24 protein-coding genes are annotated in these 21,643 nt (G+C 67.5%); 12 read left to right on the top strand and 12 right to left on the bottom strand.

From position 1 onward, the window contains the following. Nucleotides 1-2 precede the first annotated feature (2 nt). Nucleotides 3-1,106, bottom strand: a complete 1,104-nt coding sequence (locus ACPPVQ_RS02825) for a winged helix-turn-helix domain-containing protein (protein ID WP_426518423.1) — start codon at nucleotides 1,104-1,106, stop codon at nucleotides 3-5. A gap of 93 nt (nucleotides 1,107-1,199) precedes the next feature. Between ACPPVQ_RS02825 and ACPPVQ_RS02820 the strand changes: the two genes are divergently transcribed. Continuing rightward, nucleotides 1,200-3,551, top strand: coding sequence for an ATP-binding cassette domain-containing protein (locus ACPPVQ_RS02820; protein WP_426518421.1), 2,352 nt, complete (start codon nucleotides 1,200-1,202; stop codon nucleotides 3,549-3,551). A 58-nt stretch (nucleotides 3,552-3,609) separates the two neighbouring features. Here ACPPVQ_RS02820 and ACPPVQ_RS02815 read toward each other — a convergent pair whose 3' ends face one another. Further along, nucleotides 3,610-3,750: a hypothetical protein gene (locus ACPPVQ_RS02815; protein ID WP_426518419.1), complete on the bottom strand. Its 141-nt coding sequence runs from the start codon at nucleotides 3,748-3,750 to the stop codon at nucleotides 3,610-3,612. Between the two features lie 198 nt (nucleotides 3,751-3,948). Between ACPPVQ_RS02815 and ACPPVQ_RS02810 the strand changes: the two genes are divergently transcribed. Next, a complete protein-coding gene (locus ACPPVQ_RS02810; RefSeq protein WP_426518417.1) occupies nucleotides 3,949-4,464 on the top strand; it encodes a DUF6611 family protein in 516 nt (171 codons plus the stop codon). Here ACPPVQ_RS02810 and ACPPVQ_RS02805 read toward each other — a convergent pair. Beyond that, nucleotides 4,457-4,684, bottom strand: a complete 228-nt coding sequence (locus ACPPVQ_RS02805) for a hypothetical protein (protein ID WP_426518415.1) — start codon at nucleotides 4,682-4,684, stop codon at nucleotides 4,457-4,459. The genes ACPPVQ_RS02810 and ACPPVQ_RS02805 overlap by 8 nt on opposite strands. 63 nt (nucleotides 4,685-4,747) lie before the next feature. Between ACPPVQ_RS02805 and ACPPVQ_RS02800 the strand changes: the two genes are divergently transcribed. Together ACPPVQ_RS02800 and ACPPVQ_RS02795 are read left to right on the top strand one after the other, a co-directional pair. Next, nucleotides 4,748-5,050, top strand: a complete 303-nt coding sequence (locus tag ACPPVQ_RS02800) for an AbrB/MazE/SpoVT family DNA-binding domain-containing protein (protein WP_426518413.1) — start codon at nucleotides 4,748-4,750, stop codon at nucleotides 5,048-5,050. Beyond that, nucleotides 5,047-5,358, top strand: a complete 312-nt coding sequence (locus ACPPVQ_RS02795; RefSeq protein ID WP_426518412.1) for a hypothetical protein — start codon at nucleotides 5,047-5,049, stop codon at nucleotides 5,356-5,358. Before ACPPVQ_RS02800 ends, ACPPVQ_RS02795 begins: the two co-directional genes overlap by 4 nt. 13 nt (nucleotides 5,359-5,371) lie before the next feature. Here ACPPVQ_RS02795 and ACPPVQ_RS02790 read toward each other — a convergent pair whose 3' ends face one another. Genes ACPPVQ_RS02790 through ACPPVQ_RS02765 form a run of 6 tightly spaced genes read right to left on the bottom strand, consistent with a single transcriptional unit; the run spans nucleotide 5,372 to nucleotide 9,973 of the window. Beyond that, complete coding sequence (locus ACPPVQ_RS02790) at nucleotides 5,372-5,689, bottom strand: CHY zinc finger protein (protein WP_426518410.1); 318 nt, start codon at nucleotides 5,687-5,689, stop codon at nucleotides 5,372-5,374. Further along, nucleotides 5,686-6,294, bottom strand: a complete 609-nt coding sequence (locus ACPPVQ_RS02785) for an energy-coupling factor transporter transmembrane component T family protein (RefSeq protein WP_426518408.1) — start codon at nucleotides 6,292-6,294, stop codon at nucleotides 5,686-5,688. The genes ACPPVQ_RS02790 and ACPPVQ_RS02785 overlap by 4 nt, the downstream gene beginning before the upstream one ends. Next, complete coding sequence (locus ACPPVQ_RS02780; protein ID WP_426518406.1) at nucleotides 6,291-6,980, bottom strand: energy-coupling factor ABC transporter ATP-binding protein; 690 nt, start codon at nucleotides 6,978-6,980, stop codon at nucleotides 6,291-6,293. The genes ACPPVQ_RS02785 and ACPPVQ_RS02780 overlap by 4 nt, the downstream gene beginning before the upstream one ends. After that, complete coding sequence (locus ACPPVQ_RS02775) at nucleotides 6,977-8,119, bottom strand: thiolase family protein (protein ID WP_426518404.1); 1,143 nt, start codon at nucleotides 8,117-8,119, stop codon at nucleotides 6,977-6,979. Before ACPPVQ_RS02775 ends, ACPPVQ_RS02780 begins: the two co-directional genes overlap by 4 nt. Then, nucleotides 8,109-9,362: a class I adenylate-forming enzyme family protein gene (locus tag ACPPVQ_RS02770; protein WP_426518402.1), complete on the bottom strand. Its 1,254-nt coding sequence runs from the start codon at nucleotides 9,360-9,362 to the stop codon at nucleotides 8,109-8,111. The genes ACPPVQ_RS02775 and ACPPVQ_RS02770 overlap by 11 nt, the downstream gene beginning before the upstream one ends. After that, on the bottom strand, nucleotides 9,359-9,973 hold the full coding sequence (locus tag ACPPVQ_RS02765; RefSeq protein ID WP_426518400.1) for a biotin transporter BioY: 615 nt from the start codon (nucleotides 9,971-9,973) through the stop codon (nucleotides 9,359-9,361). The genes ACPPVQ_RS02770 and ACPPVQ_RS02765 overlap by 4 nt, the downstream gene beginning before the upstream one ends. A gap of 77 nt (nucleotides 9,974-10,050) precedes the next feature. Here ACPPVQ_RS02765 and ACPPVQ_RS02760 point away from each other — a divergent pair, with 77 nt between their 5' ends. Next, nucleotides 10,051-10,665, top strand: a complete 615-nt coding sequence (locus ACPPVQ_RS02760; RefSeq protein ID WP_426518398.1) for a TetR/AcrR family transcriptional regulator C-terminal domain-containing protein — start codon at nucleotides 10,051-10,053, stop codon at nucleotides 10,663-10,665. 31 nt (nucleotides 10,666-10,696) lie between these two features. On the opposite strand, the gene ACPPVQ_RS02755 is transcribed toward ACPPVQ_RS02760, so the two are convergent. Together ACPPVQ_RS02755 and ACPPVQ_RS02750 are read right to left on the bottom strand one after the other, a co-directional pair. Further along, a complete protein-coding gene (locus ACPPVQ_RS02755; protein WP_426518396.1) occupies nucleotides 10,697-11,413 on the bottom strand; it encodes a DUF5666 domain-containing protein in 717 nt (238 codons plus the stop codon). A 158-nt stretch (nucleotides 11,414-11,571) separates the two neighbouring features. Beyond that, nucleotides 11,572-12,300, bottom strand: coding sequence for a hypothetical protein (locus ACPPVQ_RS02750; protein ID WP_426518394.1), 729 nt, complete (start codon nucleotides 12,298-12,300; stop codon nucleotides 11,572-11,574). Between the two features lie 175 nt (nucleotides 12,301-12,475). On the opposite strand from ACPPVQ_RS02750, the gene helR reads away from it, so the two are divergent. From helR to ACPPVQ_RS02715, 7 genes are all read left to right on the top strand, one after another. Beyond that, nucleotides 12,476-14,659 (top strand): RNA polymerase recycling motor ATPase HelR, encoded by a 2,184-nt coding sequence (gene helR, locus ACPPVQ_RS02745; RefSeq protein ID WP_426518392.1) that lies wholly within the window; start codon nucleotides 12,476-12,478, stop codon nucleotides 14,657-14,659. Nucleotides 14,660-14,775: 116 nt separating this feature from the next. Further along, complete coding sequence (locus ACPPVQ_RS02740; protein WP_426518390.1) at nucleotides 14,776-15,447, top strand: GntR family transcriptional regulator; 672 nt, start codon at nucleotides 14,776-14,778, stop codon at nucleotides 15,445-15,447. Next, nucleotides 15,444-16,946, top strand: a complete 1,503-nt coding sequence (locus ACPPVQ_RS02735; protein ID WP_426518388.1) for an MmgE/PrpD family protein — start codon at nucleotides 15,444-15,446, stop codon at nucleotides 16,944-16,946. Before ACPPVQ_RS02740 ends, ACPPVQ_RS02735 begins: the two co-directional genes overlap by 4 nt. Beyond that, nucleotides 16,946-17,851: a methylisocitrate lyase gene (gene prpB / locus ACPPVQ_RS02730; RefSeq protein ID WP_426518386.1), complete on the top strand. Its 906-nt coding sequence runs from the start codon at nucleotides 16,946-16,948 to the stop codon at nucleotides 17,849-17,851. Before ACPPVQ_RS02735 ends, prpB begins: the two co-directional genes overlap by 1 nt. A gap of 28 nt (nucleotides 17,852-17,879) precedes the next feature. Then, nucleotides 17,880-18,998, top strand: coding sequence for a bifunctional 2-methylcitrate synthase/citrate synthase (locus ACPPVQ_RS02725; protein WP_426518384.1), 1,119 nt, complete (start codon nucleotides 17,880-17,882; stop codon nucleotides 18,996-18,998). Between the two features lie 17 nt (nucleotides 18,999-19,015). Next, complete coding sequence (locus ACPPVQ_RS02720) at nucleotides 19,016-19,396, top strand: VOC family protein (protein WP_426518382.1); 381 nt, start codon at nucleotides 19,016-19,018, stop codon at nucleotides 19,394-19,396. A gap of 52 nt (nucleotides 19,397-19,448) precedes the next feature. After that, nucleotides 19,449-20,051, top strand: a complete 603-nt coding sequence (locus ACPPVQ_RS02715) for a class I SAM-dependent methyltransferase (RefSeq protein WP_426518380.1) — start codon at nucleotides 19,449-19,451, stop codon at nucleotides 20,049-20,051. 114 nt (nucleotides 20,052-20,165) lie between these two features. Here ACPPVQ_RS02715 and ACPPVQ_RS02710 read toward each other — a convergent pair whose 3' ends face one another. Then, nucleotides 20,166-21,500, bottom strand: a complete 1,335-nt coding sequence (locus ACPPVQ_RS02710; RefSeq protein WP_426518378.1) for a phage holin family protein — start codon at nucleotides 21,498-21,500, stop codon at nucleotides 20,166-20,168. Nucleotides 21,501-21,643 lie beyond the last annotated feature (143 nt).

The raw sequence follows: 21,643 nt of genomic DNA, 5'->3' as shown, positions 1-21,643 counted from the left end.
CGTCAGCCCTCGAATTGCAGCTGCACGTGCAGCATCCCGGCGAGTTCCTCGAGTTCCGCGCGCACCCCGTCGCGCAACGCGGGCGAGAACGGCTCGTCTTCATGGATGCGGTGCACGCGAAGCAGGGACGACGGCAGGTCGGTGGTCGCGTCGATCTTGCCGACGAGCCGTTCCCCGTCGAGGATCGGCAGCGCGTAGAAGCCGAACCGCCGCTGCACGGCCGGCTTGTACATGCCGAGCTGGTAGTCGAAGCCGAACAGGTCGACCATGCGCTTGCGTTCGAAGATGAGCCGGTCGAACGGCGACAGGATGGCCACACGGCCCTCGAAATCCCGGTCCAGTTGCGCAGGGTCCACCCGCCAGACCCCACGGACGCCGTCGATCACGGCGGCTTCTCCCGCTTCGCCGACGCCCACCGGTTCGACCTGCGTCTCGGGGCCGCGACTGCGGGCGATGCCCAGGGACCGCAGCCTGCGCGCATCCCGCTCGCGCACCGCATCCGGTTCCGGCACGGCCGGGTCGTCCGGGTAGATGCGCTCGGCGAGATCCCACCGCCGTTCACGGCCGAGACGGCCGGCGACAGCCACGTCACCGCTTGCCTCCATCAGCTCGAGCATCATCGCGACGTTGCGCCCGGTGTTCCAGCCGCTCGATTCCCACTGCTCGACGCAGGTATCCGGCAGGTCGCGGGAGAGCATCGGGCCACCGCGGCGAAGTCGTTCGAGAATGTCGCGCCGGCACGCGTCGTTTGTGCGGAGCCACGCGACGCGGCGCTGTTTCCATGGCCGCGCATCCGCACCCGGCCATGCCTCCATTTCGGCGCGGTAAAGGGCGACGTCGTGTGCACCCCGGATCATGGTCTGCAACTCCACGACGACGTGGTCCGTGAGCGCCCGTTCGAGCAGTTCAGGCCGATACAGGCGGCCGAGCCGGCTCCAGAGCACGAGGTCGGCGCTCGGCGCGACGGCCGCGGTCGGCTCGAACTGCACGAGGCTGAGCCGCCGAACGGTGTCGAGCAGGTCGACAGGTCGAGCGGCATCGAGCAGTTGCGCCCGCACAGCGATGCGGCACGCTTCGCGTCTCGAGAGCCGGTGCTGGACGGTCACCCCCACCATGTTCCCCGAGTCAGCCGGAGAGGGCTACCCGAACGGTCACGATCGGAGAAGCGAGGGTCAGAGGCCCGCAATAGGCTGAACGGCATGGAAATCGCCGACACCCACGATCGGATCCGGGTGCAGGGCGCCCGCGTCAACAACCTCAAGGACATCAGCGTCGAGCTTCCGAAGCGCCGGCTGACCGTGTTCACCGGGGTTTCCGGCTCGGGCAAGAGCTCGCTGGTGTTCGGCACGATCGCTGCGGAGTCGCAGCGGATGATCAACGAGACGTACAGCGCGTTCGTGCAGGGTTTCATGCCGACGCTCGGGCGACCGGATGTCGATGTGCTCGCCGGACTCACCACTGCGATCATCGTCGACCAGGAGCGAATGGGCGCCAACGTGCGCTCCACCGTCGGTACCGCGACGGACGCCAACGCCATGTTGCGCATCCTCTTCAGCCGTCTCGGCCGGCCGCACATCGGCTCGCCCCAGGCGTTCTCGTTCAATGTCGCCTCGGTGACCGGCTCCGGTGCCATCACGATCGAACGTGGCACCTCCAGCTCCAAAGAGCGGCGCGACTTCTCGCTCACCGGCGGCATGTGCCCGCGCTGCGAGGGGATGGGCGTGGTTAATGACATGGACCTCACCCAGCTCTTCGACGCCGGCAAGTCCCTCGACGAGGGTGCGATCACCGTGCCCGGCTACACCGCCGGCGGATGGAACAGCCGGCTCTACAAGGAGTCGGGCTTCGTCGACCCGGGCAAGCCGATCGGCGAGTACACGGAGACCGAGCTCCACGACTTCCTCTACCACGAGCCGGTCAGGATGAAGATCGCCGGAATCAACATGACCTACGAGGGCCTGGTTCCGCGCATCCAGAAGTCGATGCTGTCGAAGGACAAGGAGTCGATGCAGCCGCACATCCGGGCGTTCGTCGACCGCGCGGTCACCTTCAGCGCCTGCCCGGACTGCGGCGGAAGCCGACTCAACGAGGGCGCACGATCCTCGCGGATCGCGGGCATCAACATCGCCGACGCCTGCTCGATGCAGATCAGCGACCTGGCCGAATGGGTGCGCGGGCTTGACGAGCCGACGGTCGCACCCCTGCTCGCCGGCCTGCGGCAGACCCTCGACTCGTTCGTCGAGATCGGCCTCGGCTACCTCTCGCTCGACCGGCCCGCAGGCACCCTCTCCGGCGGTGAGGCGCAGCGCACCAAGATCATCCGCCACCTCGGGTCGTCGCTCACCGACGTCACCTACGTGTTCGACGAGCCGTCCATCGGTCTGCATCCCCACGACATCCAGCGGATGAACGAACTCCTGCTGCGGCTGCGCGACAAAGGAAACACCGTTCTCGTCGTCGAACACAAGCCGGAGATGATCGCGATCGCCGACCATGTCATCGACCTCGGCCCCGGCGCCGGCTCCAACGGCGGCACCGTCTGCTTCGAGGGAACGCTGGAAGGCCTGCGGGCAAGCGGCACCCTCACGGGCCATCACCTCGATGACCGGGCGACCCTCAAGGATGCGGTGCGCACCGCGACGGGAAAGCTCGAGATCCGCGGCGCATCCACCCACAACCTCCGGAACGTCGACGTCGACATCCCTCTTGGCGTGCTCGTCGTCGTGACCGGCGTCGCCGGATCCGGAAAGAGTTCTCTCGTGCACGGCTCCATCCGCGAGAGCGAAGGCGTGGTGTCGATCGACCAGGGCGCGATCCGTGGGTCGCGACGGAGCAATCCGGCAACGTACACTGGGCTGCTCGACCCCATCCGCACGGCATTCGCGAAGGCGAACGGAGTGAAGCCCGCGCTGTTCAGCTCGAACTCGGAAGGCGCGTGCCCGAACTGCAACGGGGCCGGTGTCATCTACACCGACCTGGGCATCATGGCCGGCGTCGAGACCACGTGCGAGGTCTGCGAGGGAAAGCGCTTCGACTCCTCCGTGCTGGAGTACCACCTCGGCGGCCGCGACATCAGCGAAGTGCTGGCGATGCCGGTGGCAGAGGCAGAGGTGTTCTTCGGGTCGGGCGACGCGCGCACGCCGGCCGCCCACGCCATCCTGAGCCGGCTCGTCGATGTCGGGCTCGGCTACCTCAGTCTGGGCCAGCCGCTCACCACGCTGTCCGGCGGCGAGCGCCAGCGCATCAAGCTCGCCACCCACCTGTCCGAGAAGGGAGGCGTCTACATCCTCGACGAGCCGACCACCGGGCTCCACCTCGCCGACGTCGAGCAACTGCTCGGCCTGCTCGACAGGCTTGTCGACTCGGGCAAGTCGGTCATCGTGGTCGAGCACCACCAAGCGGTCATGGCCCATGCAGACTGGATCATCGATCTCGGCCCCGGGGCGGGCCACGACGGCGGCCTCGTCGTCTTCGAGGGAACGCCCGCCGACCTCGTCGCGGACCGCTCCACCCTCACGGGCCAGCACCTGGCGACGTACGTCGGCACGTAGCTCCCGGAACTCGTACGATCAGGCCGCGTCGATCTCGGCGTCGGGCTTGGCAAATTCTTCACAGTTGCGTAACGGATGGCCTTGCATGCCGGGCGAGTAGCGATGCGGCCGTTGATCGGGAGCCAATTTCGATGCCACGACGTTCGAGCTTGTCCAGTTGCTCGACGATCGTGAGCCACGGCTTGTTGTACTCGGCCACAGTTGTCTCCGTTAAAGAAAATCAGCCCGAGCCGTGAGGCGAGCGGGCTGATCGTGATGAATCCAACTTACCGCACACCCGATATGGCAATTGTCGAAGCTGTACGTTCCGGTGTGTGGTACCCGTTAGCATTTCGCCCGCGGCCGTATGGAGTTCGCAAGGATCGCCCAGCCGCCGAGCACCCTGGCGCATCCTGTGATGGTGGTTGAATTTCTGCGCAAACTTACTGAAGGCGACAAGCTCTGGGGCACGATCGATGTCTCGCCCGCAAGTCGGAGCATGTGGCGACGCGTCCGGTTGACCGTCTATCCGCCGGGGACGACGAGTGCGGAACGACGCGCGCTGCACTTCACGCACGGCTGGCCGATCGGTGGAGCGCTCATCGCCCTCACCTTCGTTGTCATTGTCGGCAGCGCCTGGCCGCCCGCGCTGGCCTTTGTCGCGATGGTCGCGTTGTACGCTGCGGGCTTCTGGCTCGGGGCCCGGCTCACGCGACCGACCAGGGACCGCATCCGCTCACTCGCCGCCGTCAGCGTCTACGTGCACGGAGAACTCGAGGAGTACGGCGACGCCGCGCTTCTTCGTGCGACAGCCTGCCGCCTCGAACAGCTGGATGCCCGGCGCCGCTCTGGCGACCTCGATCCTGTCCACTACGAAGCGGAGTGGGCAGAGATCTACGGGATGATCCCCGACTCGCGCATCGCGGTCAGGTGACCTCGAAGCACAGGTGGGTGTGCAGGCGGCATCCTTCGTTGAACGCCGACCCGCAGTCCGGGCAGTTCAGCACCGACAGGTAGGTCGAGATCGTCAGCTTGGTCTTGCACACCCCGCACAGGATCGCCTTCGTCAGGATGCCGCCGAACGCCGACAGGAGGAGCGCCTCGACCAGGAACTGCGAGCGGATGTGCCCAACGCGTATGTAGCTGATAACCAAGTGCGATCAGCTTTGCCGCAAAACAGCTATTCTGTATAGCTGGAATTGTGTCATACTGATGTCATGAGCTTTCACGGATTCGTCGCTGTTCAAGCGCGCGGTGTCGTCGCGCTCCCCGCGGAGTTGCGGCGCCGGCTGAACCTGGACGCCGACGGCACGCAGATGGAGATCACCGAACGCGCAGATGGCGTGCTCGAGCTGCGGCCTACCGTCCCGGTGCCCGCAGATCAGGCGTGGTTCTGGACCGAACGTTGGCAGCAGCGGGAACGCGAAGTCGACGCATACGTCTCTGGCGGCGAAATTGCGACCAGCGCTTCGACCGACGAGTTCCTTGCAGATCTCGACGCGATGAGTGCGCCCGAGTGAAGTTCCAGCGCACCCCTGCCTTCGATAACGACTACCGCCGCCTCAAATCTGAGCATCAGCGGGCCTTCCGCGACATCGTCCGGGATAGCTTCGCGCCGGCCTGCGACGTCTACGCCGCCACCCCGGCCCAGAAATGGCCTTCCTCGCTCCGCATCAAATCCGTCCGAAACGCCCCCGGGGTCCTGGAGATGACCTGGTCGTTCACCTCCCCCGACGGCCGCGCCACCTTCGAACTCATCACCATCGACGGCGAACTGTACTGCCGTTGGCGTCGCATCGGCGACCACGACGTTTTCCGCAACCCCTGAACCCACGTCGCCGTCAGGTGACCTCGAAGTACAGGTGGGTGTGCAGGCGGCATCCTTCGTTGAACGCGGACCCGCAGTCCGGGCAGTTCAGCACCGACAGGTAGGTCGAGATCGTCAGCTCGGTCTTGCACACCCCGCACAGGATCGCCTTCGTCTCCCGCTCGGCCACCGGCCACTGCACGGCTTCGTGGTCTTCCGACTCCGCATGGCAGAGGTGGCACGGGTAGTAGCGACCGCAGCACCGGAACCGGATGGCGATGATGTCCGTGGGCGTGCGGTAGTGGATGCACCGGGTCTCGTCGTCGACGGTCGGCCCGCACACCCGGGTCATCGCCGGCTCCCGGCATGACCGCCGCGGGCGACCAGGGCGTCGCCGAGTTCGTCCGCGTGCTTGATGGCGAGCACGAGCATCGTCGAGGTCATGGCCGGGATGTTCGTCCCGGCCCGCCGCGCCCGGTACGCCTCCCTGACACGGCCCGCGTGTGACGCGATCACCGGGATGCTCGTGATGGCGACCATGAGCACCGTGCCGACCGCCTCCGGGTTCGCTCCGAACCGCCGGAATCGCCCGACGAATCGTTCGACCGTTTCGAGCATGTCGGAGACCCGCGTCGTCAACGAGACGAGCGCCGCCGCAAGGATCAGGATCACGATGCGCAGGGTGTTCAGCACCGCAGCCGTCTCACCGACGAACACGAGCTGACCCACAACGGTGATCACGATGATCCAGCGCATCAGGTACACCTGCCGAAACAGCTGGCTGCGCAGGAGTCCCGCGAGCGCGTACCCGACGACCACAAGGATGCCCCACCCCGCGAGCAGCGGACCGTTCGGAGTGAGCGAGATCAGCGCGACGACCACGACCATCACCGACAGTTTGGCGCCGGCCGGCATCCGGTGCACCATGCTCGAACCCTCGACATGGACCGGGATCATGCGAACGCCTCCTCGTAGCGTGCGATGACCTCGGCGGGTGCGCCGCGGTCGACCAGCACACCGCCCTCGAACCGGATCGCGACATCGCAGCGCGCAGCGAGCCGCATGTCGTGGGTGACGAGTACGAGCTGCTGGTCCATCTCGTCGAGGAGGAACCGTTCCATGCGCCGGCTGTTGACGGCGTCGAGCAGGGCGGTCGGTTCGTCGGCGACCACCAGCGACGGCCCGGAGACCAGAACCGCGCACAGGCTCAGCAGCTGTTTCTGACCGCCCGAGAGCAGGTGGGCCGGGGCGTCCCGGAGCTCGGCGAGTCCGAACTGCTGCAGTGCCGCCTCGACCGTCGCCGCCCGCTCGGACTTGCTGAGGTCGCTCCCTCGCAGCGAGTATGCGACGTCTTCGCCCACCGTCGGCATGATGATCTGCGCGTCCGGGTTGCTGAAGACGAACCCGACCCGGCGCCGCAATTCCTTCTGCTGCCGGACCGTGTCCAGACCGTGCACGCGCACCGTGCCCGATGTCGGCCGGGTCAGCGCGTTGAGCAGCCGTGCGAACGTCGACTTGCCCGATCCGTTACTCCCGATCACGGCGATCCGCTGCTCGTCGAGCGAGACCGAGACGTGTGCGAGCGCCTCGGCGCCGCCGAAGTCGACCCCGGTGTCGTCGAAGACGATCGTGCGTTCGCTCACCTCACCACCTCGAACAGGGCCGCGACGCCCATGCCACCGCCGACCGCCGCCGTGGCCAGGCCCAGGCTGCCCGCCGGGGCGCCCCCACGGACAAGCCGGGAGAACAGCCGAACGACGATCACCGCACCGCTGGCACCCCACGGGTGGCCGAGGGCGAGCGCCCCGCCGTCCGCGCAGACCCGGGGATCGGTGCGCCCTTCGCCGTGGAGACCCAGCGATTCGAGGACCGCGAGCGACTGCGCGGCGAAAGCCTCGACGAGTTCGATGGCCGCGACGTCGTCGAGCGAGACACCGGCATCCGCGAGGACCTGTTCGACGGCCGCCACCGGGCCGATGCCGGGAAGGCCCGGGTCGCATCCGACGGTGGCCGATGCGACCAGGCGAAGCCCGGGAGCGGAGCCGCGCAACGCGTCATCGACGACCGCGACCGCTGCCGCGCCGTCACTGACGCGGCACGAGTTGCCGGCGGTCACGGCCCCGCCCGCGAGGGGCGCGAATCGTTCGAGCATCCGCTCGAGGCCGGTTCGCGGGCCGTCATCGGTGGCGGTGGCCGCGACGGCCACCAGCTCGTCTCTGAACCGCCCATCGCGGATGGCTTGCTCGGCAGCGCGATGACTGCGCAACGCGTAGGCGTCCTGCGCCTCACGCGAGATGCCGAACCTGCGCCCGAGAGCTTCGGCAGCCGGGAGCATGTCCGGGTCGGGCTGACCGGCAGGCACGAAGGCGGCACGCGCATACGGCTGCCCGTCGATCACGCGCACCGGAGCGGTCGAGGCGCTCTCAGCTCCCCCGGCGATCACCGCCTGCGCATCGCCCGCGCGAACCATGCTCGCCGCCGCGACGATCGCGGAGAGTCCGCTGCCGCACTGACGGTCGACGGTCATCCCCGGAACGGTGACGTCGAGCCCCGCTGCGAGCGCCGCTACACGCGCTGTGTTGCCGCCCGGGCCCATGCAGTTGCCGATCACGACGTCGGCGATCGAAAGCACGGCGCCGGTGCTGCGTTCGGCGTCGTCGAGGGCGGCTCGGATCGCGACGGCGGCAAGCGCGTCGACCGGATGCTGTGCCAGCCGCCCGCCCCGCGTAGCGACCGGCGTGCGCCTGGCCGCCACGATCGTCGCCGATCGGTCAGTGCCCAAGGCGCGCCACCTCCCCCTTCGCGACCGCGTCGCGCACACGAGCGCGTGCAGGCTTGCCCGTCGCCGTGAGAGGGATGCTCTCCATCGCATACCAGAGCCGGGGACGGTGCGGCAGCATCAGGGCAGAACGCATGTTCTCCCGCAGCTCGCGTGCCGTGACCTGTGCCCCGGCGTCGAGTTCGACCACGGCTGTCACGAGCGCGTCGTTCCCGTGCGCGGTAGTGCCGAAGACGACCGCCTGCCGGACGCCGGGAACCGCTCGAAGCATCGCCTCCACCTCTTCGGGGACGACCGTGGCGCCGGCGGTGAGGATGGCGCCGTCCGCGCGCCCGCGGAGGGTCAGCCGACCCTCGTCGTCGATGGCCGCGAGGTCGCCGACGGTGGCCCAGCCGTCCGCGCCGAAAGCGAAAGGCCCGACCTCGGATCCGGCATAACCGGCAGCCGCATACGGCGAGCGCACCCACATCCGCCCGTCGGCGTCGAGTCGCGCGTGCACGTCGGGAAGTACGCGCAGCCCGGACCCGTCAGCATCCGCCGCAACGAACGAGAGCTCCGCCGCACCGTAGTAGGTGACGACCCGGATGCCGAACTGCGCTGCCCGCCGCCTCAGCACGGGGTCGAGTCCCGCTCCCCCGATGAGGGCGGAGCGCAAGCTGTGCGGCGCACCTCCCTCAATCAGGTCGAGGATGCGCTCGAACAGCAACGGCGTCGCATGCACGTGGGTCGCATCCGCGAGATCGTCGGATGACGGCTGCCTGAGTCGCGGAAGCCGCACCGAGTGTCCGAGTGCCCGGGCCATCGCGATCGAGAACATCGACATCGATGAGACCAGGTGCACAGGCAGGTAGAGCACGGACTCAGTGGTGAGCCCGACGAGACCGGCAATGGCTGGATAAGACGACGACCAGGACTCGTCCGATCGCAGGATCAGTCGCGCGGCGCGGGTGCTCCCCGAGGTCAGCGTCGCCCAGCCGAGACCTGCCGGTGCGGTGAGTCCTCCGCAGGTGAGCTGAAGGTCTTGCCACTGGCGTTCCTCCCAGCGGTCGTCGCCGACGACCGGGATGCCGCCGGCCTCGCGCACGGCGAACGCCTCGACCAGCGCCTGGAGCGCATCCGGGGTCCGGATGGGGACGATGCGTCCGGACTGGTCGTCCAGCGCGGCGGCGCGTGCAGTTACGGAGGCAGCGAACGCGTCACCGGAGAGGGTCACTTCCCCTCGCGCGATCGACCCGGAGCGGCTCACACGTCCACCATCGTGTCCGCTGGATCCTTCGCTACCCGGCGCTTGTTGTACGCGCTGAACGCGGGCGGGTACGCGCGCCAGAGCACCATGGTGATCGTCGCGGCCAGGACCGCCTTGAGAATGTCCCCCGGGATGAACGCCAGGCTGAGCAGTGCGGTCTGCGGAATCGGAATGTGGGTCACCCACGCCTGCACGGGGATGCCGATCGCATAGATGACGCCGATCCCGCCGACCAGGCAGGCGACGAAGGCGCGCAGCCAGGTCGGTTTGCGGCCGGAGGACCAGAGGATCAGTCCGATGACGAAGGATCCGGCGATCCAGCCGATCAGGTATCCGGCGGAAGGGCCGACGAAGACGCTGAGGCCCCCGCGACCACCGGACAGCAGGGGAAGCCCGAGGGCGACGAGCACCTCGAAGACGATCACCGAGAGCGCGCCGAGCGACGGCCCGAGGATGGCCCCGGCGAGCATCACTCCCAGGGTCTGGGCGGTGATCGGCACGGCTCCGCCGAACACCGGTATTGCCCCGGGGAGCCCGAGTACAGCGATAAGCGCCGCGAACACCGCGACTTTGGCGAGATCGCGGGGGTCCAGTGCACGCCGTGTCTTCACGAGCTGCCTCCAATCGGTTCATGAACGCCGTTCACCTGAACACCGTTCACCTGAACATTGTTCACTATGATGGCCGAATGGACAACTCGGAAGACACCGGCACCCGCGTCATCCGTCACACGCAACAGGACGTGACGCGAGCGGCCCTCACCGTGCTCGACGAACTGGGGCTGCCCGACCTGACCATGCGCCGGCTCGCCTCCGTACTGAACGTGCAGCCCAGCGCGCTCTACTGGCACTTCCCGAACAAGCAGACCCTCCTCGCCGCGGTGAGCGACAGCATCCTGACCCAGATGCGCCCGGTGCCGGCGACACCGGACTGGCGCGCCGATCTGCACGCCGAGGCAAGGTCACTCAGGGATGCGCTGCTCGCCTATCGCGACGGCGCCGAGGTCGTCTCGAGCACCCTGGCGCTCGGGCTGGGCGGCGACCAGGCGGAGTCACGGCTCGCGGCGGCGATCTCGCGCGGCGGGTTCGACAAGCGGACGAGCATCGCCGCGGCCCGCGCCGTGCTCCACTTCATCCTCGGCCACGTCTCACGGGAACAGCAGCACCTGCAGGCGAGCAGCCTGGGTGCCGCGCGCGCGACCGACGGCCCCCTCGACGACGACGACAGCGCCGGCGGCTTCGAGTTCGGCATCACCCTGCTCGCGGGCGGCCTCGAGGTCTACCAGGGCGCATCCGCGACATGATCGCAAGCCGCCCGTAGGCGACCCGCGATCGCTACTTGCTCGGGCTCGGGCCCGGCGTGACCGGCGTTCCAGGGGTGGTGGGCAACGGCTGCTTGAAGCTGGAAACACCGAGCACCCGGAGGGCAGTGACCGTGTCACCCGAGCGCGAACCGAGCACGATGACCTCGTCGCCCACCGCGAAGTCCGATGCGCTCTGCGACTGGTTGGGCGTACCGAACCCGGTCGACGACGTCACCTGTACGGTGATGGATGCGCCGCGTTGCGTGTCGATCGTCCACGAATCACCCGAGATGGACGTGATCGTTCCGCGGACCACCGCGACCTGGTTGCCCGAATTCGGGCCGGGCACAGCTCCCTGCTGCCCCTGCCCGGAGCCGCTCCCGCCCTGACCCTTGCCCTGACCTTGGCCCTGGCCCTGGCCCTTGCCCTGGCCCGGCGGAATCAGCTGCTGCGGGAACTTGCCCTCTATGGCATGCGAGAAGCCGACGCCGTGTGAGATGACGCTTCCCACAGCGAATGCTCCGGCTCCGAGGAACGCGAGAACCACGAACGCACCGAGGACGAGGGTCGAAATCGCGAACGCGAGGCCGTACCGCTTATAGAAGGGCTCGTCGGCGTGCGGCTGGTAGCGCGCCGGGGCCGGCTGCTGCACGTACGGCGCCTGCGGTGCGTAGCCGGGCTGCGGTGCGTAGCCCGGCTGCGGCTGCGGAGCCGGGGGGAGCGGCTCGGTCGGCATATTCGGGTCCATGCTCCTAATGATGCACTCGCGGTATTGAATCGGCTGGGAGCCGGTTATGTTTCTGATGAAAATCCGAAAGCAGATCGCCGAGAGTGCCCGCTCCGGTCGAGCGTGCCCGGCGTGCGGAACTGTCTCGTCCGGAACCGGCACGCTCGGCGCGAGCGCTCCTAGTACCCCGCCGGCCAGGTGAACGCGGCCGGAGCCGTCGCCGTCTCGCCTGCCTTCGTCACCACGATGTCGATGTCTTCGTGGTTCGCGAGCGTGATCGCTGCCGGGTCACCGGTGACCGGCTTTCCGTCGACGAAGGTGGTCACTGTGTCGCCGGATGCCGCCGAGTACGAGCCGATCTTTCCTGCTGCGAGCGCGACATCCCATTCGGTGAAGACCTGGCCGAGCGTGAAGGTGGCCTTGACCGGCGATTCGATGTGCACGATCCCGGACGTGTCGTGGGTGTGCAGCGGCGAGATCGAGGCGTTCGCCTCGTCGATCCCGAGCAGCGCCGGCACAGTGACCGCTTTGCCGTCGACAGCGACGGTGAGGTGCGAGTGGATGTGCTCGACAGTGCCCTCGGCGCTCAGCATCGTGAGACCCGCGGCTTTCGCACGCGCACTCGGGTCTGCCGGAGCGTTCCACGGCGGCGCCGAGTCGACGCCGGACGCAGTGGTCGGGGCGGAGCTGGGCACGGCCGCAGCAGCTTTGCCAGTCGTGTTGGAGTTCGCCACGACCACGCCCGTGATCACGCCGCCGACGAGCACGACGCCGACACCGACCGCCACCCAGGTGAGCAGGCTCTTGCGGCGCTCGCGCCGGCGCTGCTGCTCGAGCATCGCCGCAGCCTTGGCTCGCGCTGCCGACTTGGCTTCGCGTGTGCGGTCGTTCTTGGATTCTGAGGACATGTCACCCTTCCGGCGGATCATCCTATCGTCGCCGAAACCACCCGAGAGTTATCTGTGACAGGAAGGTCGTCCGTGCAAACAAAAAGGAAGGGAGTCATGCTCCCTTCCACTTTCAATCTATAGCGGAGTGGGGGGCTTGCCGCAAGACCCCGGTCATGACCGAGAATCGAGGACTGTGACTGCGAGTACGAGTGCGTTCGACCTTCCCGACCGACTCGCCGCCAAGCGCGACCCAGCTCTGGTCGCCGGCGACGAGAAGCACTTCGGGACGATCGCCGAAAGCCTGGAGCAGTCGATCGCCGACCTGTCCGATCGTCTGGACGCGGAGCGCAGAGCGCCCGGCGGCGACGGCGAGGCGGCCCTCGCGCGAGACCTGGAGATCCACCGGCTGAGCGCGCAGCTGCGCCTGCTGCGCCGCTTCGGCCTCGACCTGTGCCTGGGCCGGATGGTCGGCGCGGACGCCACAGAGCCCGTCTATGTCGGCAGGCTCGGCCTCACCGACGCGGCCGGACGCCGGCTGCTGGTCGACTGGCGCTCCCCGGCGGCCGAGCCGTTCTTCGGCGCGACCTATGCCAACCCGATGGGCCTGGTGAGCCGTCGGCGGTATCGGTGGACGCGCGGTCGCATCAGCGACTTCTGGGACGAGGTGTTCACGCCGGACGGGCTCGAGGGAAACGCCGCACTCGACCAGGAGTCTGCCTTCATCGCAAGCCTCGGCACCAGTCGTTCGACCCGGATGCGCGACGTTCTGGGCACCATCCAGTCCGATCAGGATGCGATCATCCGTGCCGGATCGCGGGGTGCGCTCGTCGTCGACGGCGGACCCGGCACGGGAAAGACCGTCGTCGCGCTCCACCGCGCCGCGTACCTCCTCTACTCCGACCCCCACCTCTCGCGCAGCCGCGGCGAGGTGCTGGTGGTCGGCCCGAGCCGCGGCTATCTCGCCTACGTCGACGACGTGCTCCCCAGCCTGGGTGAAGAAGGCGTGCAGACCTGCACGATGCGAGACCTCGTCGCCGAGGGATCCGCGGCGGTCATCGAACCCGACCCCGATGTCGCGCGACTGAAGTCCTCAGGCGACCTCGTAGCGGCGATCGAGGCGGCCGTGCGGTACTACGAGCAGCCGCCGTCGAAAGGGCTGACCGTCGGCACCCCCTGGAGCGACATCCGGCTCAGCGCCGCCGCGTGGGCCGAGGCGTTCGATTCCGCCGATCCGGGAACGCCGCACAACGAGGCACGCGACCAGGTCTGGGAGGCCGTGCTCGACATCCTGGTCGACGAGTTCGACGACGAGGAGGTTCCACCTCACCTCGTGCGCAGGGCCTTGCTGCAGAACGAGGAGCTCACCGGCACCTTCGCGAGGGCGTGGCCTCTCCTCGACCCGGCCGGCGTCGTGGGGGATCTCTGGTCGGTGCCCGCCTACCTGCGGCTGTGCGCTCCCTGGCTCAGCGCCGACGAGGTCCGGATGCTCCAGCGTGCGGATGCGCGCGCCTGGACGGTTTCCGACCTCCCGTTCCTCGACGCGGCACGACAGCGCATCGGCGACCCCGACGCAGCCCGGCACAGGCGCCGACGCGACGCCGCGATCGCGTCCCAGCAGGAAGAGATGGCACGTGTCATCGACGACCTCATCGCGGCGGACGACAGCGAGCTGATGGTTATGACGATGCTGCGCGGGCAGGACTTCACGAACACCCTGGTCGATGAGGCGGCCCTCCCGAGTGCCGACCCTGACCTGCTCGCAGGCCCGTTCGCGCACCTCATCGTCGACGAGGCCCAGGAGCTGACCGACGCAGAGTGGCGGATGCTGCTGAGTCGCTGCCCGTCCCGCAGTTTCACGATCGTCGGCGACCGCGCGCAGGCCCGTCACGGGTTCACCGAGTCGTGGCAGCAACGCCTCGACCGGATCGGGCTCGACGATGTCACGCTCGCGTCGCTGAGCATCAACTACCGCACCCCCGAGGAGGTCATGGCGGTGGCAGAACCGGTCATCCGGGCTGCACTCCCCGATGCGAACGTGCCGACCTCCATCCGCGAAAGCGGCATCCCTGTCGTGCGGGCGAACGTGTCCGATCTCGTGTCGATCGTCGACGACTGGCTTGCCGCGCACGCCGACGGGATCGGCTGCGTGATCGGGGTTGCGGATGGCGTGGCCGGCTCGTTCGCGCCACCGCCGCGGGTGCGAACCCTGACACCGGAGCTGTCGAAGGGGCTCGAGTTCGATCTGGTCGTGCTCGTCGAGCCGGAGACGTTCGGTACCGGCATCGAGGGCGCGGTCGACCGCTACGTCGCGATGACCCGCGCGACCCAGCAGCTCGTCATCCTCTCGCAACCCACGGTTCACCTGCAGGGTCGCTGACGGTCGACGCGCTCGTCGCCACCGACCGATGAGTGTATACACCAGTGGCCAATCAGCTCACTATTTGACCAGATGTCGCATACACGAGTAACGTGTGTATACATGAGGGTCAACTGATGGCGACGAAAGCCAGTGATCGCGCGTACGCGACGCTGCGCGAAGACATCATGGAGTGGCGCCTGGCACCGGGGACAGTGCTGCAGGAAGTGGAGCAGTCCGAGCGTCTCGGCGTCTCGAGGACGCCGGTGCGCGAGGCGCTCGCCCGGCTCGGCGCGGATGGCCTCGTGGCCACACAGCGCGGCCGCGGCCTGGTCGTCACCACCGTCTCCGTCGAGTCCGTCACCCAGCTCTTCGACCTTCGCCGGGTGCTCGAACAAGAGTCAGCCCGCCTCGCCGCACGCAACCGCGATCGTGACGTGTTCGTCGGCCTGCGGGACGAATTCCTGCACGCTGCCGAGCTGCTCGGCGACGGCGACCCGGCACACGAGCGTTACTACGACCTCGTGGCGCGTTTCGACCTGGCCGTCGACCACGCCACCGGCAACCCGTACCTCGTCTCCACTCTGCGCAACCTGCGCCCGCACCTCGTGCGCATCCGCCGGGTGTCCCGGGACGATCTCGAACGCCTGCGCACTGCGGCCGAGGAGCACCTGCTCATCGTGGAGGCGATCGTCGACGGCGATGCCGAGCTCGCGGCATCCGCGACCCAGGTCCACCTGCATCGGAGCCTGCACAGCGTGCTGGCATCCGCCGAACGACTCACTTCGGTGAGAGAGGAAGAACAGTGAAACTGCACGAGGTACGTGTCCACAAGAGCGAAGAGAACGTGGCCCGCGAGGACCAGCTGGCCTGGAAGATCGCGGAGGTCGCGACGGACCCAGTCGCTGTGACCCCCGAGGTCACGGAGATGATCATCAATCGCATCATCGACAACGCAGCCGTCGCTGCAGCCTCGATCACGCGCGCTCCGGCCATCGCGGCCCGGTCCCAGGCCGAAGCCCACCCGGCGACCCCCGGCTCGACCGTGTTCGGCATCGAGGGCCGTTTCAGCCCGGAGTGGGCAGCGTGGGCGAACGGCGTCGCGGTGCGCGAACTCGACTACCACGACACGTTCCTGGCCGAGGAGTACTCGCACCCCGGCGACAACATCCCGCCGATCCTCGCAGTCGCCCAGCATGCGCAGAAGGACGGCGCGGCGCTCATCCGCGGCATCGCCACCGGCTACGAGATCCAGGTCGACCTCGTCAAGGCGATCAGCCTGCACAAGCACAAGATCGACCACGTCGCCCACCTCGGCCCCTCGGCGGCCGCCGGCATCGGCACGCTGCTCGGCCTCGACACCGAGACGATCTTCCAGGCCGTCGGCCAGGCGCTTCACACGACGACGGCCACCCGCCAGTCGCGTAAGGGCGAGATCTCCACCTGGAAGGCGCACGCGCCGGCCTTCGCGGGCAAGATGGCGGTCGAAGCAGTCGACCGTGCGATGCGCGGGCAGACGAGCCCGACACCGATCTACGAGGGCGAGGATGGGGTGATCGCCTGGATGCTCGACGGTCCGGATGCGCGCTATGAGGTCCCGCTCCCCGAGCGCGGCGAAGCGAAGCGCGGCATCCTCGACACGTACACGAAGGAGCACTCGGCGGAATACCAGGCGCAGGCCTGGATCGACCTGGCCCGCAAGCTGCACAACGAACATCCTGAGCTCACCGACCCGGCGAACGTGACCTCGATCGTCATCCACACCAGCCACCACACGCATTTCGTGATCGGGTCCGGTGCGAACGATCCGCAGAAGTACGACCCGACCGCGAGCCGCGAGACGCTCGACCACTCGATCCCGTACATCTTCACCGTCGCGCTGCAGGACGGAGAGTGGGACCACGTGAAGTCGTACGCGCCCGAGCGGGCCGGCAGGCCGGACACCGTCGCACTGTGGAACAAGGTCACCACGCAGGAGGACCCGGAGTGGACGCGGCGCTACCACTCCAACGACCCCGCAGAGAAGGCCTTCGGGGGTCGCGTCGAGATCAGCCTCACCGACGGTTCGACGATCGCCGACGAGATCGCCGTCGCCGACGCGCATCCGCTCGGCGCCCGTCCGTTCGCGCGGGAGGACTACATCCGTAAGTTCCGGATGCTCGCCGCGCCCGTTCTCGAACCCGCCGAGATCGAGCGTTTTCTCGAGACCGTGCAGCGCCTGCCCGAGCTGAAAGGCGGGGAACTCGACGGCCTCACCATCGTCGCCAGGGCGGGCGTGCTGACCGCTGGACCGAAAGGACTCTTCTGATGCTGTATTCGTCTGTCACACCGGCCGACAAGCGCGCGAAACTGCGCGCCGACCTCGCGAGCGGTGAGCTGCTGCGGTTCCCCGGGGCGTTCAACCCGCTCAGCGCCCGGCTCATCCAGGACAAAGGCTTCGAGGGTGTGTACATCTCGGGAGCGGTCATCGCCGCCGACCTCGGCCTGCCCGACATCGGACTCACCACGCTCACGGAGGTCGCGAACCGCGGTCAGCAGATCAGCCGGATGACCGACCTGCCGACCCTGATCGATGCGGACACCGGATTCGGCGAGCCGATGAACGTCGCGCGCACGGTGCAGTCCCTCGAGGATGCCGGGGTCGCCGGCCTCCACATCGAAGACCAGGTGAACCCGAAGCGCTGCGGTCACCTCGACGGCAAAGCGGTGGTCGACCTGGAGACGTCGACGAAGCGCATCCGGGCGGCGGTGGATGCGCGGCGCGACCCGAACCTGCTCATCATGGCCCGAACGGACATCCGCGCCATCGATGGCCTGCATGCCGCGATCGACCGCGCGAAAGCACTCGTCGATGCCGGCGCCGACGCGATCTTCCCCGAAGCGATGGCCGACCTGGGCGAATTCGAGGCCATCCGGCGGGCTGTCGACGTGCCGGTGCTCGCCAACATGACCGAATTCGGCAAGAGCGAGTTGTTCACGACCGAGCAGCTCGCGAGCGTTGGAATCAACATCGTCATCTACCCGGTCTCGCTGCTGCGCATCGCCATGGGGGCCGCGGAACGCGGGCTCGAGACGATCCAGCGCGAAGGTTCGCTGCGGTCGGAGGTGGCCGGCATGCAGACGCGTGCGCGGTTGTACGAGCTGCTCGACTACGAGTCGTACAACGCTTTCGACACCTCCGTTTTCAACTTCCACGTGCCCACCGGGCGCTGACCTTTCGTACGAGAAAGAGGACCGAACCATGACCGACCCCGACATCAGGAAAGGGCTCGCGGGTGTCGTCGTCGACACCACGAGCGTCTCCAAGGTCAACCCCGAGACGAACTCGTTGCTCTATCGCGGGTATCCCGTTCAGGAGCTCGCGGCGAACTGCACATTCGAGGAGGTCGCCTACCTGCTGTGGAACGGCGATCTTCCCGACCCCGCACAGCTTGTGGAATTCGAAGCCAGGGAGCGCGCACATCGACGTCTCGACGATCGGGTCAAACGCGTCATCGACGAGTTGCCGCTCACCGCACATCCCATGGATGTCGTACGCACCGCCGTCAGTGTCATCGGCGCGAGCGACCCGAGCGCCTCGGATGCCAGCCCGTCGTCCAACCTCGACAAGTCCATCCGCCTGTTCGCACAGCTCCCCGCGATCGTCTCCTACGACCAGCGTCGCCGCCGTGGGCAGGAGCTCATCGAACCACGCAACGACCTCGGCTACTCCGCCAACTTCCTGTTCATGACCTTCGGAGACGTTCCGAGTGACGTCGTCGTCGAGGCGTTCGACGTCTCGATGATCCTGTACGCGGAGCACTCCTTCAACGCCAGTACGTTCACGGCACGCGTCATCACCTCGACGCTGTCCGACCTGTACTCGGCCGTCGTCGGAGCCATCGGCGCGCTCAAGGGCCCGCTGCACGGCGGCGCCAACGAAGCGGTGATGCACATCTTCGACGAGATCGGCACGGCCGGCAACGCGGCGTCCTGGCTCAACGACGCCCTTGCCGAGAAGCGCAAGATCATGGGGTTCGGGCACCGCGTCTACAAGAACGGCGACTCGCGCGTGCCCACAATGAAGGCGGCGCTCGACACCCTCATCGTCGAATACGACCGCCCCGACATGGCCGAGCTGTACGACGCGCTCGAAAAGGCGATGGTCGAGACCAAAGGCATCCTGCCGAACCTCGACTATCCGAGTGGCCCCGCGTACAACCTCATCGGCTTCGACACGGAGCTGTTCACGCCGCTGTTCGTCGCGAGCCGGATCACCGGCTGGACGGCGCACATCAGGGAGCAGCTGCACGCCAACGCGCTGATCCGGCCGCTGAGCGCATACGTCGGCGAGGAGCAGCGCGAGGTCGCCGCGCGCTGAAGGTTAGGCTCATCACCATGGCGATCCCCCAGCTGACCATCCAGACCGTGACGATTCCTGTCGCCGACCAGGACCGCGCGCTTGCGTTCTACCGCGACGTGCTCGGCTTCGAGGTGCGAGCCGACAACACGTTCGGGGACGACCGCTGGCTGTCGGTCGCGCCCGTCGGCAGTACGGTCGACTTCACGCTGCACCCGCCGTTCCCGGGCCGGGCCGGGCCCGGATGGCAGCAGGGCCTTGTGCTGCACACCGACGACATCGACGCCGTGATCGCGGCGCTGCGGAAGGCCGGCGTCGAGGTCGCCGACGCGGAGCGCCAGGGATGGGGCATCCAGACGCAGTTCAGCGACCCCGACGGCAACGGGTTCGTGCTGCTGCAGCAGGGCGGCGGCGCGTAGCTCGACCAGCGGGACGTGACATGAGGTGACCTGAGAGGGAGGCGAGCGCGAAATGGATGCGTCGGGCTGGGATGAACGGTACCGAGCTGCCGGCGTTCACGGCGGCATCTGGGCGACCGAACCGCCGCGGGTGGTCAGCGACATCGTCGGCAGTCTCACGCCGGGCTCCGCGCTCGACGTCGCGACGGGCGACGGTCGCACTGCCGTGTGGTTGCACCAGCACGGCTGGGCCACGACGGGCGTCGATTTCGCTCGCGCCGGTCTGGAACTGGCGCGAGCCCGCGCGGGAGGAGACGGCGTCGACTGGGTCGAAGCCGACGTGCGCACGTGGGAGCCGCCGCACCAGTACGACCTCGTCGTCGTCGCATACCTGCACCTCACGGACAACGCTTCGACCCTAGGGCGCATCGCCGGGTGGGTCGCGCCGGGCGGCCACCTGGTCGTCGTCGGCCACGACGTGGAGAACATCGCTGCGGGCGGCCACGGCCCGTCGGAGCCCGACCTTCTGTATACGCCCGAGCTCTTGCGCGCCGCCGTCGAGCCGGTCCTGACCGTGACCCGGTGCGAGCGGCTGGAACGCGGCAGCGACGACGCCGAGACCCGCGATGACGCGGGAAGCCACGCGGTTGACACCGTCCTAGTCGCCACCGGCTGAGCATTCACCACGGCGGCGACCACCCCCACATCGAGGAGTCCTTCGAGGTGTCCTTCGGGCTTGACGTGCGCAAGGATCTCTAGCCTCGCAAGGACATCGGCGGCGTGGGGCGACTCAGGGGTTTAGCCCTGTTTTCGTAGCCATCAGGTCAGAAGCTGCGACAATCGCTCGCGGAGAGTTCGGCCATTCTGACCACCCGCGCAGCACCAGCTTGTACTTCTCACCTGCTCGGAGCGAGTCGCCGAGCTTTGTCGCTTGGTCTGGGGTCAGGATCGGCCCGGATGTAACCTGTAGCGGGCCGCAGTTGTCAGTGTCGACGTCGTAGACGACTCCGCCGGGTGAGTCTCGATAGTGGTAGTCGACGAGGGTGCAAACTGCGGTCGTCGTCGTATTCCACCAGAGTGCGGTCCCAACGATGTACGCGCTGCCCAGGCCGATGGCTAAGATCACGCAGATGGCGACTGCCCAACGTGCAAACGACGTCGAGATCCGACGTCTCGAAGATTCTCGCGCCCGGGCGCGAAGAATCTCGCTTTTTTCCTGCTCCCTGCTGAGCGTCTGATGTCCGGCGACTCGGATGACATAGCCGGTCTTAGGATCGAGCTGGTCGACGTTGATGTCGCCCTCACGGGACAGGGTGTAACCGGCACGCAGTTCTGCAGACTCTCGCATGGGGATGAAGACCCCCACAATCCTGCCCACTGCAATCGCAACGAGTCCAATGAGGAGGAACGGCAGGAAAAACATACCGGGCGCGGCCCAGAAGTGCGTCCACGTCAGAATGCCGAAGGGAAGCATCGCAAGGAAAGCGATCAGCCCGAAAAGGACGGCGATTCCCGCGAATCTTGACATTCCAACGGAACTCATGCCCGGAGCGAGTCTGCGACGGGCGGTTTTCTCCTCGCCAGCCGGCGCTTCCAATCCAACAACGGGTCGCGGAGCCGCTGGTGAAGCGCCGCGCAGCGACCGGATTGCCTTGAAGTGCTCATTGGTCTCGAAAGGTGAGCTGAAACGGAAGCCCGTCACCCCCTGAGTCGACTTGATCACGATCGGGAGTTTCGTCGACTCGTCGTCGTGGGCGACCGTGAGTTCCAAAGCGGTCGCCTGGCGATTGCTGTTCACCGTCACCGTGGCTAGGTCAATCGACTCGACTTCTGCCCACTCGAGCCTCAGAAACTCGACAACGTGACGCCCACCCTCATAAAAGCCAGCACCTTCCTCGTCGAAAGCCACCGCGAAACCCCGCTTCGCCTGCGTCGATGCGTTCGCACCTCCAATGCCGAAGAAGCCAGCCGTAGTTGGGTCGCATGCGATTCCTTCGACGACGTGTGCCGACGGCAAGAGCGCCGTGACCGCGTCATATCGCGCGTCAGCCCGCCAACGCAGGACGAGGATGTAGACGACTAACGGTACCGCCACCATAAGAGAGATCAGTGCCGTCAGAGACACCCCAAGGCTCCCCCCGCGCCCCAGCATTACCAACGGGGTCGACACGGCGACGAAGCCTGGGATGACGAGAAGCCACCAAAGCGCGCGTGGCCATCTACTCGGAATCACATCTCACATCCTTTCAGCAGACAGGGGCCGCTGCA

The organism is Leifsonia sp. McL0618 (assembly GCF_049994905.1).
GTDB lineage: Bacteria > Actinomycetota > Actinomycetes > Actinomycetales > Microbacteriaceae > Diaminobutyricibacter.
This window is presented reverse-complemented; position numbering and strand designations above follow the sequence as displayed.

Excerpts from the sequence above, each read along its gene's own strand:
- ACPPVQ_RS02820 (WP_426518421.1), top strand. The coding sequence starts at position 1,200 with ATGGAAATCGCCGACACCCACGATCGGATCCGGGTGCAGGGCGCCCGC.
- ACPPVQ_RS02810 (WP_426518417.1), top strand. The coding sequence starts at position 3,949 with ATGGTGGTTGAATTTCTGCGCAAACTTACTGAAGGCGACAAGCTCTGG.
- ACPPVQ_RS02800 (WP_426518413.1), top strand. The coding sequence starts at position 4,748 with ATGAGCTTTCACGGATTCGTCGCTGTTCAAGCGCGCGGTGTCGTCGCG.
- ACPPVQ_RS02790 (WP_426518410.1), bottom strand. The coding sequence starts at position 5,689 with ATGACCCGGGTGTGCGGGCCGACCGTCGACGACGAGACCCGGTGCATC.
- ACPPVQ_RS02785 (WP_426518408.1), bottom strand. The coding sequence starts at position 6,294 with ATGATCCCGGTCCATGTCGAGGGTTCGAGCATGGTGCACCGGATGCCG.
- ACPPVQ_RS02760 (WP_426518398.1), top strand. The coding sequence starts at position 10,051 with ATGGACAACTCGGAAGACACCGGCACCCGCGTCATCCGTCACACGCAA.
- ACPPVQ_RS02755 (WP_426518396.1), bottom strand. The coding sequence starts at position 11,413 with ATGGACCCGAATATGCCGACCGAGCCGCTCCCCCCGGCTCCGCAGCCG.
- ACPPVQ_RS02750 (WP_426518394.1), bottom strand. The coding sequence starts at position 12,300 with ATGTCCTCAGAATCCAAGAACGACCGCACACGCGAAGCCAAGTCGGCA.
- ACPPVQ_RS02740 (WP_426518390.1), top strand. The coding sequence starts at position 14,776 with ATGGCGACGAAAGCCAGTGATCGCGCGTACGCGACGCTGCGCGAAGAC.
- prpB (WP_426518386.1), top strand. The coding sequence starts at position 16,946 with ATGCTGTATTCGTCTGTCACACCGGCCGACAAGCGCGCGAAACTGCGC.
- ACPPVQ_RS02725 (WP_426518384.1), top strand. The coding sequence starts at position 17,880 with ATGACCGACCCCGACATCAGGAAAGGGCTCGCGGGTGTCGTCGTCGAC.
- ACPPVQ_RS02720 (WP_426518382.1), top strand. The coding sequence starts at position 19,016 with ATGGCGATCCCCCAGCTGACCATCCAGACCGTGACGATTCCTGTCGCC.
- ACPPVQ_RS02715 (WP_426518380.1), top strand. The coding sequence starts at position 19,449 with ATGGATGCGTCGGGCTGGGATGAACGGTACCGAGCTGCCGGCGTTCAC.